The sequence below is a fragment of the Nocardia australiensis genome (assembly GCF_020733705.1).
In the GTDB taxonomy this organism is placed as follows: Bacteria; Actinomycetota; Actinomycetes; order Mycobacteriales; family Mycobacteriaceae; genus Nocardia; species Nocardia australiensis.
The window spans coordinates 2,490,433-2,504,071 of the sequence record NZ_JAJFZM010000001.1; the positions used below are offsets into that span (position 1 = coordinate 2,490,433).

The 13,639-nt window shown below is 66.6% G+C and carries 13 protein-coding genes; 11 read left to right on the forward strand and 2 right to left on the reverse strand.

The window, feature by feature from the left end; all coding sequences use genetic code 11:
* The first annotated feature begins 18 nt into the window (after positions 1 to 18).
* The 8 genes from LKE06_RS11155 (at position 19) to LKE06_RS11190 (ending at position 4,991) form a co-directional block, all read left to right on the forward strand.
* A complete protein-coding gene (locus LKE06_RS11155) occupies positions 19 to 318 on the forward strand; it encodes a YbaB/EbfC family nucleoid-associated protein (protein ID WP_227998547.1) in 300 nt (99 codons plus the stop codon).
* Between the two features lie 135 nt (positions 319 to 453).
* Positions 454 to 771 (forward strand): hypothetical protein, encoded by a 318-nt coding sequence (locus LKE06_RS11160; RefSeq protein WP_227998548.1) that lies wholly within the window; start codon positions 454 to 456, stop codon positions 769 to 771.
* An 8-nt stretch (positions 772 to 779) separates the two neighbouring features.
* A complete protein-coding gene (locus LKE06_RS11165) occupies positions 780 to 2,072 on the forward strand; it encodes a hypothetical protein (RefSeq protein WP_227999452.1) in 1,293 nt (430 codons plus the stop codon).
* A 37-nt stretch (positions 2,073 to 2,109) separates the two neighbouring features.
* Positions 2,110 to 2,454 (forward strand): PE family protein, encoded by a 345-nt coding sequence (locus tag LKE06_RS11170; RefSeq protein WP_227998549.1) that lies wholly within the window; start codon positions 2,110 to 2,112, stop codon positions 2,452 to 2,454.
* Between the two features lie 29 nt (positions 2,455 to 2,483).
* Entirely contained in the window at positions 2,484 to 3,473 is a 990-nt protein-coding gene (locus tag LKE06_RS11175; RefSeq protein ID WP_227998550.1) for a PPE family protein, read from the forward strand.
* A gap of 5 nt (positions 3,474 to 3,478) precedes the next feature.
* Entirely contained in the window at positions 3,479 to 4,261 is a 783-nt protein-coding gene (locus LKE06_RS11180) for an ESX secretion-associated protein EspG (RefSeq protein WP_255648527.1), read from the forward strand.
* 93 nt (positions 4,262 to 4,354) lie between these two features.
* Entirely contained in the window at positions 4,355 to 4,654 is a 300-nt protein-coding gene (locus LKE06_RS11185) for a WXG100 family type VII secretion target (protein WP_227998552.1), read from the forward strand.
* 40 nt (positions 4,655 to 4,694) lie between these two features.
* Positions 4,695 to 4,991, forward strand: a complete 297-nt coding sequence (locus tag LKE06_RS11190) for a WXG100 family type VII secretion target (RefSeq protein WP_227998553.1) — start codon at positions 4,695 to 4,697, stop codon at positions 4,989 to 4,991.
* Between the two features lie 61 nt (positions 4,992 to 5,052).
* On the opposite strand, the gene eccE is transcribed toward LKE06_RS11190, so the two are convergent.
* Positions 5,053 to 6,795, reverse strand: a complete 1,743-nt coding sequence (gene eccE / locus LKE06_RS11195; RefSeq protein ID WP_227998554.1) for a type VII secretion protein EccE — start codon at positions 6,793 to 6,795, stop codon at positions 5,053 to 5,055.
* 274 nt (positions 6,796 to 7,069) lie between these two features.
* On the opposite strand from eccE, the gene eccB reads away from it, so the two are divergent.
* Entirely contained in the window at positions 7,070 to 8,563 is a 1,494-nt protein-coding gene (gene eccB, locus LKE06_RS11200; RefSeq protein WP_227998555.1) for a type VII secretion protein EccB, read from the forward strand.
* 30 nt (positions 8,564 to 8,593) lie between these two features.
* Here the strand turns inward: eccB and eccA are convergent, their stop codons facing one another.
* Positions 8,594 to 10,417, reverse strand: coding sequence for a type VII secretion AAA-ATPase EccA (gene eccA, locus LKE06_RS11205; RefSeq protein WP_227999404.1), 1,824 nt, complete (start codon positions 10,415 to 10,417; stop codon positions 8,594 to 8,596).
* A gap of 346 nt (positions 10,418 to 10,763) precedes the next feature.
* On the opposite strand from eccA, the gene eccD reads away from it, so the two are divergent.
* Together eccD and mycP are read left to right on the forward strand one after the other, a co-directional pair.
* Entirely contained in the window at positions 10,764 to 12,185 is a 1,422-nt protein-coding gene (gene eccD / locus LKE06_RS11210; protein WP_227998556.1) for a type VII secretion integral membrane protein EccD, read from the forward strand.
* Positions 12,182 to 13,636 (forward strand): type VII secretion-associated serine protease mycosin, encoded by a 1,455-nt coding sequence (mycP, locus tag LKE06_RS11215; protein WP_227998557.1) that lies wholly within the window; start codon positions 12,182 to 12,184, stop codon positions 13,634 to 13,636. Before eccD ends, mycP begins: the two co-directional genes overlap by 4 nt.
* Positions 13,637 to 13,639: the final 3 nt, after the last annotated feature.

Below are 13,639 nucleotides of genomic sequence, written 5' to 3' on the forward strand. Positions count from 1 at the left end.
GGGAGAGGACGGCGTTTCATGTACGAGACCATGGACGAGTTGATGGCCAGTGTGCAGCGCCGGCTGTACCGGATGCGAGATCTGGCCGACGACATGGCGGGGGTGCGGGCTCGCGAGACCGCACCGGACGGGTCGATCACCGCCGAAGTGGACGGTAATGGCGCGTTGCTGAATTTGGAGTTCTCTCAAGCGATTTCGCGAATGAGTCCGACCGAATTCGAGAGTACTCTGGTGGCTACGGCAGGCGCGGCCGCGCGGCGGGCGTTCGAGCAACGGGGGCAGGTTGTCATCGCATTCAACGAGGAAGTCGCCGAGTAGACATCCGGCGTTCAAGTTGGCCAGATAAAAATCTTGATAGGAACCTTAAGTTTCTGCAAACTTCCTTTCGGGCTATACCTATACCTAGGTATGTTCGATGAGTAGGTCAATTGCATTACCGGATGGGGGATTACGATGAGTGATGTCGTTGCTGCACCTGATGCGATCCGTCAGTACGGCGCCGCCTCGGCCGCGATGGCGACCGGTGTCGCCACGGCCGGTACCGTCGACCAGGCCGCGACCGTTGCGGCCGCTGTGCCGGTCTTCGGTCTGATCGGCCAGGACTTCTTGATGTCCTTCGCGTTTGCGCAGGGCAATCACATCGCATCGGTGCTCGAACTGGCAGGTGTGCACGCGGGTACCGCGCTGACGGCGCACGAGGGCGCCGCCGCTTACGAGGCGATCGAGGCGGCGTCCATCACCGAATTCGGTGCCGCCAGCCGATCGCAATGAATCCGCCCTTGGATCCGACGATCGTGGATCTGTTGCGCGGCAGTGCGATGGCCCCGCTGATCGATCGTCCGGTCAACGACATTCTGAAAGATATGGGGCTGCCGCCCCTTCCGGATATTTCCGGGCTGCCGCCGCTGCCCGAGCTGCCGCCGTTGCCGACCATCGACATTTCGGCGCTGGCACGTCCGCTCACCGACCTGGCGAGCAGCTTCGGCACCGGTGCGCTCAATACCGGTGCGGCAGGCGGCGTCGATCCGACGCAGATGCTCTCGGGCATCACCTCCGCCTTGCAGACCGCGATGTCGCTGGGCACCACGGCCGTTCAGACCGTCATGTCGATCTGGCAGGGCATGGCCGCGATGCAGGCGGCGGAAAAGGCCGGGCAGGCACAGCAGGATGGCGGAAAGGTAGCGGCCCAGGGAACCCAGGAGAAGGCGGTACTCGGCACCGCGGCGACCTCCGTCGCGACCGGCGGTGCGCTGCTGGCCACGATTATCGCGAAATACATCGCGAGCATGGTTGCCAGCGCGCCATTACTCGGTACGCCCGGCGGACAGCTGTTCATGGTGGCCGCGACCACCGAGGCGCTGACGGAGGCGACCGCCGTGGTGGCAAAGACCAGGGTCGAGATGACCGCGCATTCGGCGAACATGACACAGACCGGTCAGAAGGTGCCGATCACCAACGCGCCCAAGGGCGTCGACTCGATGCAGCAGATTTCGCAGATGATGCAGATGATCACGCCGCTGATGACGATGGCAACCACGGGCGTGCAGACCGCGACCCAGCTCGCCACCCAGGGTGCCGCGCTGTTGCCGAAGCCGGTTGATGCCGCAGCGAAAACGAAGGAAGACGAAGAGCGCAAGGCGCGCGAGGATGATGCCGCGAAAGCGGCCGGTGGCGGTGCCGGTGGCGGCGGTATCGGTGGCGGTGGCGGTATCGGTGGATTCACACCGGCCGCGACGCCGCTGAGCCCGTACGCCGGTGCTCGAATTCCGACCGTCGGCGCTGTACCGGGTGTGAATAGCCTCGGAACCGGTCCCGCGGCAACGGAAGCCGCAGGTGCGGTTCGTCCCACCGCCGCGTCTGGCAGCCCCGGCATGATGCCCTACGGCGGTGCGGCGGGGGCTGCGGCAGGCGCGCGCGGGGCGGGTGACGCGGGCAATGACCTGCCCGGGTTCCTGGTTTCCGGCCAGCACGGTGACGAAGTCGTCGGCAACATCGCTGGGGTCTCGCTGCCGGTGGTCGGCGCGGCCGAACAGGTGTCGGAACCACCGCCCGACAAGGAACTCACACTCTGACGCGTATGCGGCACGGTTAGATCTCAGGAGGGTTGCCATGGCAAGCAATGGTGCGGATTTCAACGGTGTGATGTTCGATCCGGTCGCGGCGCGTGACGCGGCCGTCCGGCTCGACGGGATGGCCGACCGGCTCGAACGCGAGTTGCGCGACAGCGAGGTGTCGCTGAGCGTACCGCCCGCCGGTACGGACGAGGTGTCGGCGCGGGCGGCGCAGACAATGAATGATGTTGCCGCCTCCTACACCCAGAGCGCGTCGGCCGGAATTCTGGAACTGCGCAAGCTGGCCGCGACGCTGCGCACGCAGGTCAATCAGTTCGGTCGCTCCGAGAGCGATAGTGTCGCCGATTTCGGCGGGCACGCGGGCATCGCCGGCTCGGCTTGAGCGTCGGTGCGAAACCACACGGAGCAGTGATGATCGAACCGCCGCAGCCCGGCTTCACCGGAGTGGTGTGGGAAGCGCGCGAGCCGGATCGTCTGGCACGCGAGATCTCCACCGGTCCGGGCGCGGTGCCGATGGCCGAGGCAGGCGCCGCGTGGGGAAGGCTGGCCGCCGGATTCGGTGCGGCGGTGGCCGAATACGAGTTTATCGTCGCGTCGATGCGCGGTGCGTGGCAGTCCAATACGAGCGGGCCGGTGCTGGACCGGGTTTCACAGCTGCGTGACTGGCTGACCGACGCGGCGACCGCGGCGGGCAATAACGCCGTGCACGCCGAAACCCAGGCCGCCGCCTACGAACTCGCCCGGCTGACCATGCCGCACACCGCGGAGATCGAGGCGATCCAGGCGGTGCAGCGCATGCTCGAGCAGATGACCGGTGCCCTCGGTGCGCCGCTGAAAGCGGTTGCCGCACAAAATGACGCGGACACCGACCTTGCCAAGGCGGCCGCGTCGCGAGTGATGCGCAGCTATGAGGCCGCCACCGAGCCGCTGGCAATGCCATGGATTCAGCAGGACCCACCGCAGATCGCGACCGCTGTGGCGCTGGAGGCCGAACAGGCCAGCGCATCGGCGGCGCAGGTGACCGCAGCAACGGCGGCTATACCCGCCGTTACGCCGGGGATGTTCCTGCCGGGTGGGTATGCGACCGCCGCTGCCCGGACGCTGACCGCCTACCGCGCACCGGCGCCCGCCCCGGTGGTAGAACCCGTGGAAACGACTGTGCCGCAGCCAGTTCCGGTGCCGAACTCCAGCACTAGTGCAATGCCGTTGGTGCCCGGAGCGATGGCGGCGGGTTCCGGTATGGCGCAGCAGGAGGACGAGGCGTATCAGCCGCGCGCCGGGGATGCCGGTGTAGACGCGCTCGGACCCGATCTCGGCATTGTCTCCGCACCCGCCGTGCTCGGCGCGCCGGAACCGCCACCGCAGGTCGCGGGCCGGGCGGTCACCGGGGGTGCGCCGTGACGGTCATGACCAACGACGGTGTGCTCGCGGTGGCCGAGCGATTGGGCGTGCAAACTCTCCCGCTCGTGCTTTCGGTCGGGCCGCGACAGGATTCGTTCGAGGAGTGGACCGCCGCGCAGCAGCGTGCCGTTTCGGTGTTGGTCGGGTCCGGTGTGATCGACGCCGACGGCGAGGTCGACCCCGACCTGGCCGTAGCGATGCACACGCTGGCGCAACCCGATGTCGAACTCGTGGCCCGGATCTTCACCGGCTCCGAGTCGATTCGGGTCTGCCTGGCTCGCCGTGTCGAACGGCACGCGCTCGCGGTACGTACCGGTGACAGCTTCGAGATTCGCCCGGTGTGGTCCGACGGTTCCGGCGCCGCCCTGGTACGGCCGCTGCTCGATCTGCTCGGCCAGGGAAAGCCAGCGGAGGTAGTGAACTTCAGTGCGCCCGCATCGGAGTTGAGTGAACGCTTCGCCGCGGCGAGGACGTCCGCGGACTACACCGATGCCGTCTACGCGCTCGGCGTCGCCGATCGGGACGCGGTCGCCTACGGGATGGCGTTGGCCTCCTGCCACAGCTTCGCCGAGATCGTGGCCTACGCCCATCTCGACGGCCAGACCACCCGACCGCCCGGCGCGGTCGCGGTGTACGACACCGGACGTGGCCGGATTGTGGCCGCGCCCGGGATCGCGTCGGACCAGCAGGTGTGGTCCACGGTTACACCGGGCACCGATCACCGGATCGGACAGGCGATTTCGGCTTTGATCGAATCGCTGCCTGGGGGAAGGTGGCTGCCGCAGTAGACCCGAAGGGCGCGCAGTAGCTCGCCAACCTTCCGGCGATGCCGACCGGCATCGTTTCCGGGCATTTCGAATCACGATACGAAAGGTTTGATCATGAGTGATGGTGTGTACGCCGATCATGCAACCGCGAAAGGCGCCCAAGGCGACATGGCGGACGCGGTGGCGGCCATGAAGTGGACGATCCAGCAGATCTCCGATGAGGTGCACTCGGCGTCCGGCTGGTCCGGCGACGCCCGTGGCGCGTTCATGGAGGCGACGGCCGCGTGGGACACCGAGGCGACCGAGCTGAACAGGAAGCTGGATGCGATCAGCCAGCAGGTCGGCACCGGCACCGTTGACTTCCAGCGCACGGATACCGAGGGCGAAGACGAGTTCAAGATGATCCGGCTCTGAGCCACTCAACAATTCATCATCTGATCCGAAGGAATTCATCATGTCGGAAATGGAATACAGCAAAGCCAAGATGATCAGCCTGTTCCAGGATCTGCAGGGCTTCAACAAAGCCCTCGCCGATCGTGCGCAGGACATGAGCGACGCGCGTGGCAACCTCAACAAGGCATGGAACGGCAACGAGGCGTTCGTTCAGTTCGATCTCAAGTACAACGACTGGCACGGTGAGCACGAGAAGATGCTGCACGTGCTGGACAAGGTCGCCGGTGCGGTGGAGAACTCACTGCACCGCGCGCTTGGCACCGACGGCAAGATCGGCGACGGCTTCGCAGGTATCTGAGCCACCGGGCAACGGCCGGTCGGAAGCGCATGCCTCCGCCCGGCCGTTGCGTGTTGTGTCATTACCTTGCGGCGGTGAGTGATTCGCCGATATAACGCATCTCGTCCGGTGTGGTGACCATATTGACAGTCGCGCTGGCGCTGGAGGTTCGCACCGTGATGAGGTTCGGCGCGGCCGGGTCCTGGCTGAGCACGACATCGGCGTTGAAGTGCTCGGCGGGCTGTTGCGGCGCGCGTACGTGCACGATGGTCGCGCCACCGGTGAGCGCGGTCGGTGCGATTCGGTCGAACACCACGACGGTCGCGGCGGGTATCGGCGTGCCGGTCGGCGCGGGCGGCGGTACCGGTGGATGGGCCGCGGTCGGGTAACGCGATGCGAGCGAAAGCAGGTGCGGCGCATTCACATTCACGACCATGGTGTGCCACGCTTCGGGGCGATCGGTATGCACGATGGTGTGCGCGCCGAGCGCGATGGCGCGCAGGATCACCTGCTGTGCCAGATCGAGCGCGCCGATGACCTCGAGATGCCGTGTCCCGGCGCCGATCAGCGGCACCGCGATACCCTGCCCGATGTTGTCGGCGCCGATCAGCTGTCCGCACCCGGCCGTGGGGACCGCGATTCCGTCGAGGGCTGACAGCGGCCCGCGATAGTCGCCGGCACCGTCGGTGCCGTGCCCGGCGCGGATCGGCAAGCAATCCACCAGCGCCCGAAACTGCTGACCCGACAGGGCACGAAGCCCTGGAACCGGTGGTTCGCCCGGAGCGAGGGCGGTGTCGAAACGAACAAGAGCGCCGAGCGTCACCGCGGGCGACGCATCGCCGCGCGCCCGGTCCGGCCGCGTCGCGCCGGGGCGCAACCGCACGGTCAGCGTGGTGTTCAGGCTCGGTGTCGCCCACAGGTCGGCGAATCCGTTCGACCCGATCAGCTCGGGACCGATTTCATAACTGGTGAGGTGAACACCCTCGTACACAAGCGATTTCGGTGTTTCGGTCAACTCCTCCAGCGTGGCGCCGCGACTGAGGGTGCGCATCGCGGCGTTCATTTCACCCGCGGTGAGCACGGAAATCGAGATGTCGCGCGCGGCCAGCCGGTTGGCCACCCGGCGGGTCGCGATGATCGCCGTGCGCAGGGCGCCCGCGCCAGCGCCGCCGCGATTGTCGACCGCCTGGGCGTTCACCAGCGGATCCAGCCGCAGCACCAACCACACCGTCCGGTGTGCGATGGCGGGCAGCGGGCCGAGGATGCGGTCATACAGCTGGGCGACCGCGCCGACGCTCGCGGTGCGCGCACCGGTGCTGATCACCTCGATCGATGCCAGGTTGATATCGAATTGTTCGAGGCAGCGCGCGATTTCGGTGAGTTCGACCACCTGATCGGTGGACAGTGATCCGCGCCGCAACAGGGTCATCGCGTCCGGCGGCGGATCGATGCGCAACATGGTGGTCAGCAGGTCGCCGTCCCAGTGCACGCCGTAGCTGCCGCCCTCGGGCAATGGCACGTCGAAGGCGGCGGGACCCTCGCCCGCGGGCCCCGGTCGGGAGCGCCGCCACCGATAGGCGAGTGCGCGCGCGAACATGCCCGCGAGATTGCGCGGATTCCGTTTACGGACCGGCGCCGCCCCCGCGACGATTACGACGACACCGATCGCGATCACCGCGGCGATCGGTGCGTTCAACGCGAGCGCGATCCACATCCCGGCGGCGGCAAGCAGTGCGAGCGGAACCATGAGTCGCAATGGAATTTGACGCAGCATCCAGAATTCGGGATCTCGCAGTGTTGTGTTCGTTACCTGCGATGTGTTCACCGTGTTTTCATTTCCGGTTTCTTTGCGCGCGTTCGCTCCGGAGTCGGTTTCCCGTTCGTTCACAGCCCCATCCACGATAATCGCCCCTGGCGTGCGGCGTTCGAACGTTCTTCCGCCCGAGCGCTTGTCGAATTACAGTACCTTGTAACGAGGGTGTTCGTGGCGGGTAGTTAGTTTGCCGCACTGTTGCCAGATTGACAGGACAGTCTCGGCGGATACTGTAATTTTCGTTGGAATCGAAACACTGTCCATGCCGTAGTTCGATGGAGACCATGTGCCGGCTCAGCTCACCACCAAGGCTCAGGTCAATGGATACCGATTCCTGTTGCGCCGCCTCGATCACGCGCTGGTACGCCGTGACGTCCGGATGCTGCACGACCCCATGCGTTCTCAGCTCCGATCGCTGCTCGTCGGCGCCGTCCTCGGCCTGCTGGTAGTGGCGGGCTGCGCGATCTTGGCCTTCCTGAAACCGCAGGGCTCGATCGGCAACGCCAATATCGTGATGGGCAAGGACAGCGGCGCACTGTATGTCGTTGTCACCGACGCCGAGAAGAAGCAGACCCTCAATCCGGTGCTCAACCTGGCCTCGGCCCGGCTGATCAGTGGCAGCGGCGAGTCGCCGACTTCGGTCAAAGACTCGAAACTCGCTGCCATGGCGCGTGGTCCGCTACTCGGCATTCCCGGCGCGCCCGCCGCGCTGCCCGGCTCGAAGCAGGGGGACCGGTCGGACTGGTCGCTGTGCGAGTCGGTCGAGCTGTCGATCACCGGCAGTGCGGCGTCGGCCTCCGGCGTGACCACCACGGTGTTCACGGGTGCGCCCCAGCTCGACGACCGCGTCCGCACCTCGGCCGCCGCGGATTCACTATTGGTGCGCCACGGCGCCAAGACCTACCTGATCTATGAAGGCAAGCGCGCGGAGGTCGATCCGGCCAATTCCGTGATGGCGCGGACGATGACATTGACCGGGCTTCGGCCGCGCCCGGTGGGCACCGGGCTGCTCGACGCCGTCACCGCGGTGCCCCCGCTGGTCGCTCCGGATATCCCGCAGAGCGGCCAGCCCGGGCCGGGCCGCCTGTCCGATGTGCCGGTCGGCGGCATCATCGCCGTCGGCGGCGGCCGCGACGATCACGCCGAGTTGTACGTGGTGCTCGGCGATGGCGTGCAGCCGATTTCGGAGTTCACCGCGCAGGTGTTGCGCGCCGCGAATTCGCAAGGCATGCGCGAGATCAAGTCGGTGCCACCGGATGTGCTGACGAACATGCCGGTGCTGCACCGGATTCCGGTCGACCACTTCCCGAAGACCACCCCGAAGATTGTGTCCGCCGAAGATGCCCCGATCGCCTGTGTCGCGTGGTCGAAGACCAAACAGGGCGGTGACGACGCCGTCGACGGCCCGGCCGATCGTTCGGCGGCCAGCCTGCTGCTCGGCACCAAACTGCCGCTGGCCGATTCCGCCGTGCCGGTGGAACTGGCCACCGCCGACGGCACCGGCGATCGGGTCGATGCCGTCTACGTTCCACCGTCATCGGGGGAGTTCGTGCAGGTCACCGGGACCGAAGCGGGTAGCCTGCGCCGTGGACCGCTGTTCTACGTGGCAGACAACGGAATCCGTTACGGCATCCCGGATATCGACACCGCGCAGGTGCTCGGTCTCGGCAAGGATCCACATCTGGCACCGGCGGCCATCGTGAGTCAACTCGTCGCCGGACCCACACTGTCCAAACAGGACGCATTGGTCAAACGCGACACCGTCGCCGCGTCGAAGTAAGCCGCGACGGGGCAAGGCCCACCGCAGTGGTCAGGAGACGCCGAGCGAGGAGAGCACCACCTCGAGGGCGGCCTCCATATCGGCGGCCTCGATGCGCATGAGGACGGACGCGTCGACCGCTGACAGATCAAGCGATTCGTCATTGGCCAGACGGAACTCGCGCTCTTCCTCGGCGGACTCGATTACGTTGCGGATGAACCGGCCGTTGCCTGCCAGGTCGATACCGCGACGCGGCTCACCGTTCTGGTCGGCGCGCTCGGAGTTGTAGAGCTGGTCGCAGGCGCGTTCCAGCAATTCCACTGCGCCTTCGGACAATTCGGAGTCGCGCGATTTCGCGATCAGCTGGCCGATCTGCCCCAGCTCGGATGGGGTGTAGGACGGGAATTGCAGCCGCTTGGCGAATCGTGACGCCAGACCGTCATTCGAGGAGAGTAGCCGGTCGATCTCGCCGTCGTAGCCCGCGATGATCACCACCAGCCGGTCGCGATCGTTCTCCATCCGGGCCAGCAGCGTGTCCACCGCCTCACGGCCGAAGGCGTCGCCGCCGGAAAGGCCGGTCTGGATGAGCGTGTATGCCTCGTCGATGAACAGCACGCCGTTCATCGCGGTGTCGATCAGCTTGTCGGTCTTGATCGCGGTGCTGCCGAGGTGCTGGCCGACGAAGTCCATGCGCTTGGCCTCGACCACCTTGTCGGTCTCGAGAAGGCCGACGCCGCAATAGATTTTGGCGACCACCCGAGCGATCGTCGTCTTACCGGTACCCGGTGGTCCGGTGAACACCAGATGGTTGCCACGGGCAATGCTGGCCATGCCCTTCTCGGCCCGGATCTTCGCTAGCTGCGCGGTCGCCTGTAGCTTGGCCACCTGAGTCTTCACCGAGGCCAGGCCGACCTGCTTGTCCAATTCTGCGCGTGCCTCCGACAGAATCCGCTTGGCTCGATCCTCAGCATCGGCGCTGCGCATCTGCTCGACCGACGGTGCGGTAGCCGGATCCCAACGGTCGGTGCGGATATCAATGGATTCCCTGGTGGTCACGGTGATCCGGTAGGTGCGATCACGCATGGCCGCGGTATTCGCGGCGAAATCTGGTGCCTGCGAATACACCTTCTCGAAGAGGGCCTGGGCTTCCTCCTCGTTCCCGGTCTCGCGCAAGCACAGACCACGACAGAACATAGCCGTGGTGCGCGCGAGCGGAATCGGCCCCGCCTCGGCCTGTTCCATGCGGCGGATGGCCTCGCCGAACAGCCCCAGTTGGGCGCACGCCGAACCAACCATCACGTGCGCGCCCGAGGCCAGATACGGGTCGTCCCACTCGGCCGAACCCGCGAGCACCGACATCACATCGGGCCATCGCTGGGTATTGAAATGGAGCACGCCACGGATGTATGCGCTGATCCGGTCGTCGATCTCGCGATCGGTGTCCGAGAGCATGGAGCGCCGATAGGCGGCGAGTTCATCGAGCACGCGCTCGGCCTCGTCGTATTCCTTCTCGGCGATCAGCTGCGCGGCCTGCGCCAGCCAGATCTCGGTGTAGCCGGCCAGCGGATAGTCGATGTACAGGCCGGCGAGGAAGCGACCGGCGAGCGCGCGCGGCTTCAGACCGAGCCTGCGCTGCTCTCGGAAAAGTGTTGTGCTGCTCGTTTTGTGGAGGTTGTAGAGCACCTCGGTGGTCACTTCGCCCGCCGCGGCGCGGCCGAGCCAGGCATCGCACATGGTGGGGTCCCATTCGGTGGCCCGCTGGAAGGCCAGCTTCGCGTACTCGAGGTCGCGGGCCGATTCCTGTCCGTCGATGGTCAGGCCCAGCGACAGGATTCCGGCGTCGAAGGCGCGTTGTGCTTGGCGGTTGCCGGTCATTGCTGTCAAACCCCGAAGTCTTGGTTGGAGCTACTCTTTTGTTGAACGATTGTCTACGTTCATCTTCCGGCCAGCTTAGCGATCGCGTGTGCACGATCCGTCCGATACATTAGGTTTTACGGCCGGTTGGTTGCAACGCGAAACGACAGCCGCTACCCGCCTTTGCATGACGAGTGCGCGTGCATGACGAGTGTGCGTGGTGGGTGGAGCAAACGTTCTGATTTGGTGGGACAGGTAGGTTGCTGAAGCAAGTGTCTGGGTCATTCGGAATAGAGTTGGGGTCGCGGGGCAATTGACCGAGTCGTTGAGTAGCGGCTCACGAGCCGCTGAACCCGAACTGTGCCGGGTGTCTGTCATCGGGGGAAATACCCAGCTCGATGTCGGCCTCCCCGCGACGGTCCCGATCGCCACTTTCATCGGCGATCTGGTCACCCTGATCGAATCCCGCAACCCGGACGTCGTGGAAAGCGATGACGGCGACACCCCGCTGCACACCGAGCACTGGACCCTGGCCCGCCTCGGTCGCGATGCCATCGCGCCGAGCCGCAGCCTCGCCGAGGCCGAGGTGTTCGACGGGGAACTGCTTGTCCTGCGGTCGGTTACCGCGAAAGAGACACCAGCGCTGTTCGATGACGTCATCGACGCCGTCTCCCGGCTCACCGCCGACGACTTCCGTGGCTGGTCGCCCGGCGCGGCGCGGTGGACCGGCCTGATCGCATCGACGGTGGCGGTGGTGCTCGCGCTGGCGTTGCTGGCCATGGGGCGGACGCATTCCGGCGGCTTGGCCGCGCCGTTCCTGGCGACGGGGGTGGCGATCATCGCCACCGTCGCGGCGGGATTCGCGGCACGCAAGTACGCCGACCAACTGACCGCCACCTGGCTTTCGCTGTGCGCGCTGCTGCTGTTCTTCGGCGGCGCGGCGCTGTTTGTGCCCGGTGAAATGGGCAGTCCCCATCTGCTGCTGGGCTTTTCGGTGACCATCGTGGCCGCCGCCGCCGTCTATCGCACCACCGCGACCGGAGCGACACTGTGCGCGGCGGCCATCACCGTCGCCTTGTTCGGCGGCATCTCCGCGCTGGTGCGAATGATCTGGGACCCGGCGCTGCCGAAGATCTCCGCCGGACTGCTCGTCGCCGCGATCACGCTGATCTCCGCGGTGCCGAGGCTGGCGGCCGTGCTGGCTCGGCTGCCGGTCCCGCCGGTGCCGACCGCGGGTGGCGCTATCGATCCGGCCGACCATGAACCGCGCCCGACCATCGAGGGTATCGGCGCGATCGGCGCCACCGCGCTGCCGTCGGCCGTCGGCCTCGGACAGCGGGCGCGTGCGGCCAACCATTATCAGACCGGCATGCTCGTCGGCTGCTCGATCGCGGGTGTCGTCGGTGCGCTCGGCGCGGCGGATCCCTTGGGACCGGCACCCTGGCAAGGCATTACGCTCGCCGCGATCGCGGCGGTGATTCTGTGCCTGCGCGGCCGCTCGTTCGCCGATCTCGCCCAGGCGGGTGTCCTGATCTCGGGCGGGTGCGTCATCGTGCTCGGCCTGGTGGCCGGCCTCGCACTCGGCGACGCCGATATGGCGCTGCGCTCGGGTCTGCTGTTGCTCGCTTTCGCTGCGGCGGCAGTGGTATTCGGCGTGATCGGACCGCATCTCGAGGTCACCCCGGTGACCAGACGGGCCATGGAGATCGTCGAATATCTGCTGATCGTCGCGTTGATACCGCTGGTGCTCTGGATTATGGACGTGTATTCGATGGCCCGGAACCTATGACCGCTCGGGCGCTCATCGGCCTGCCGAAGTCGGTATCGGTGCCCGGATGGCGATGCTGGGCTGGAATTGCCTGCACCGCAGCAATACTCGGCGTGTCCGCGTTCGGTGGGTCGGCGCGGGCCGGCGCCGTGCCACCGCCGAGTATCGACCCCGGCGCACTCGGTATCGCGCAGGCGCTCAGTGGCGTGGCGGCACCGCCGGAGCCGACCGAGCAGGCGCAGGTCTGCACCGAACCGATGAATTCTCATGGTGCGCCGGTCGATTCGCCGCTGGCACAACGGGTGCTCGACCTGCCGGCGGCCTGGCAGTTCAGTCGCGGGGCCGGCCAGAAGGTCGCGGTTATCGACACCGGAGTCAATCCGCATCCCCGCCTGCCCGCGTTGCGGCCGGGTGGCGATTACGTCTCCGACAGCGACGGCACCAAGGACTGCGACGCGCACGGCACGCTGGTCGCCGGGATCATCGCCGCCCGCCCGAGCCCGGACGACGCGTTCGCCGGGGTCGCACCCGACGCCGAAATTCTCACCATCCGTCAATACAGCCTCGCCTATCAGGCCAAGGAACGCAGCGGCGACAAGGCGCCGGGAACCCTGGCCAGCACCGGCTACGGCAACGTGCTCACCATGGCCGCCGCAGTGGTGCGCGCGGTCGACATGGGCGCGACTGTCATCAATATTTCCGAGGTCTCCTGTACGTCGGCGGGTGGCGACACCGCCGACGCAACCCTCGGAGCCGCAGTGAAATACGCCTACGATCACAATGTCGTCGTGGTCGCGGCGGCGGGCAATGTGACCCGCGACGGCGGCTGCGACAAACAGAATGACAACCCCGGCTGGTCCTCGGTGCAGACCGTCGCCAGCCCAGCCTGGTTCCACCCCTATGTGCTGTCGGTGGCCTCGATCGATCCCGATGGCATGCCTTCACAGATTTCGCTGCACGGGCCATGGGTCGGCGCGGCCGCCATCGGCAGGTCGATCGTGTCGCTCGACAGCAGGCCGGGTGGCACCGGGCTCGTGGACAGTCAGCAATATCAAGACGGCCCCGGGCCCATTGACGGAACGAGTTTCGCGACGCCGTACGTGTCCGGGCTGGCCGCACTGATTCGCGCCAGATTCCCGGAACTCACGGCTGGGCAGGTCATCGACCGGATTACCCGCACCGCGCAGGCACCGGGCTCGGGCCGCGACGACGCCATCGGCCACGGCCTGATCGATCCGGTGGCCGCGCTCACCGCAGAACTGCCGGATCGTCCGGTGAGCGAGGGCGGTGCTGTGCCGCGACCGATAGCCGCCCCGGTGCATCCGCCCGGACCCGATCCACTTCCGCGTCGGGTCGCGGTCATCGGTTCCATCACCTGCCTTGTCGTACTGGGACTCGGTGCGGCCGTGTCGGTTCCGTTCCGTAGACGCCGCGCCGACGCGGACCTCGATTCACCCGCAACAGAGGTATAGAAC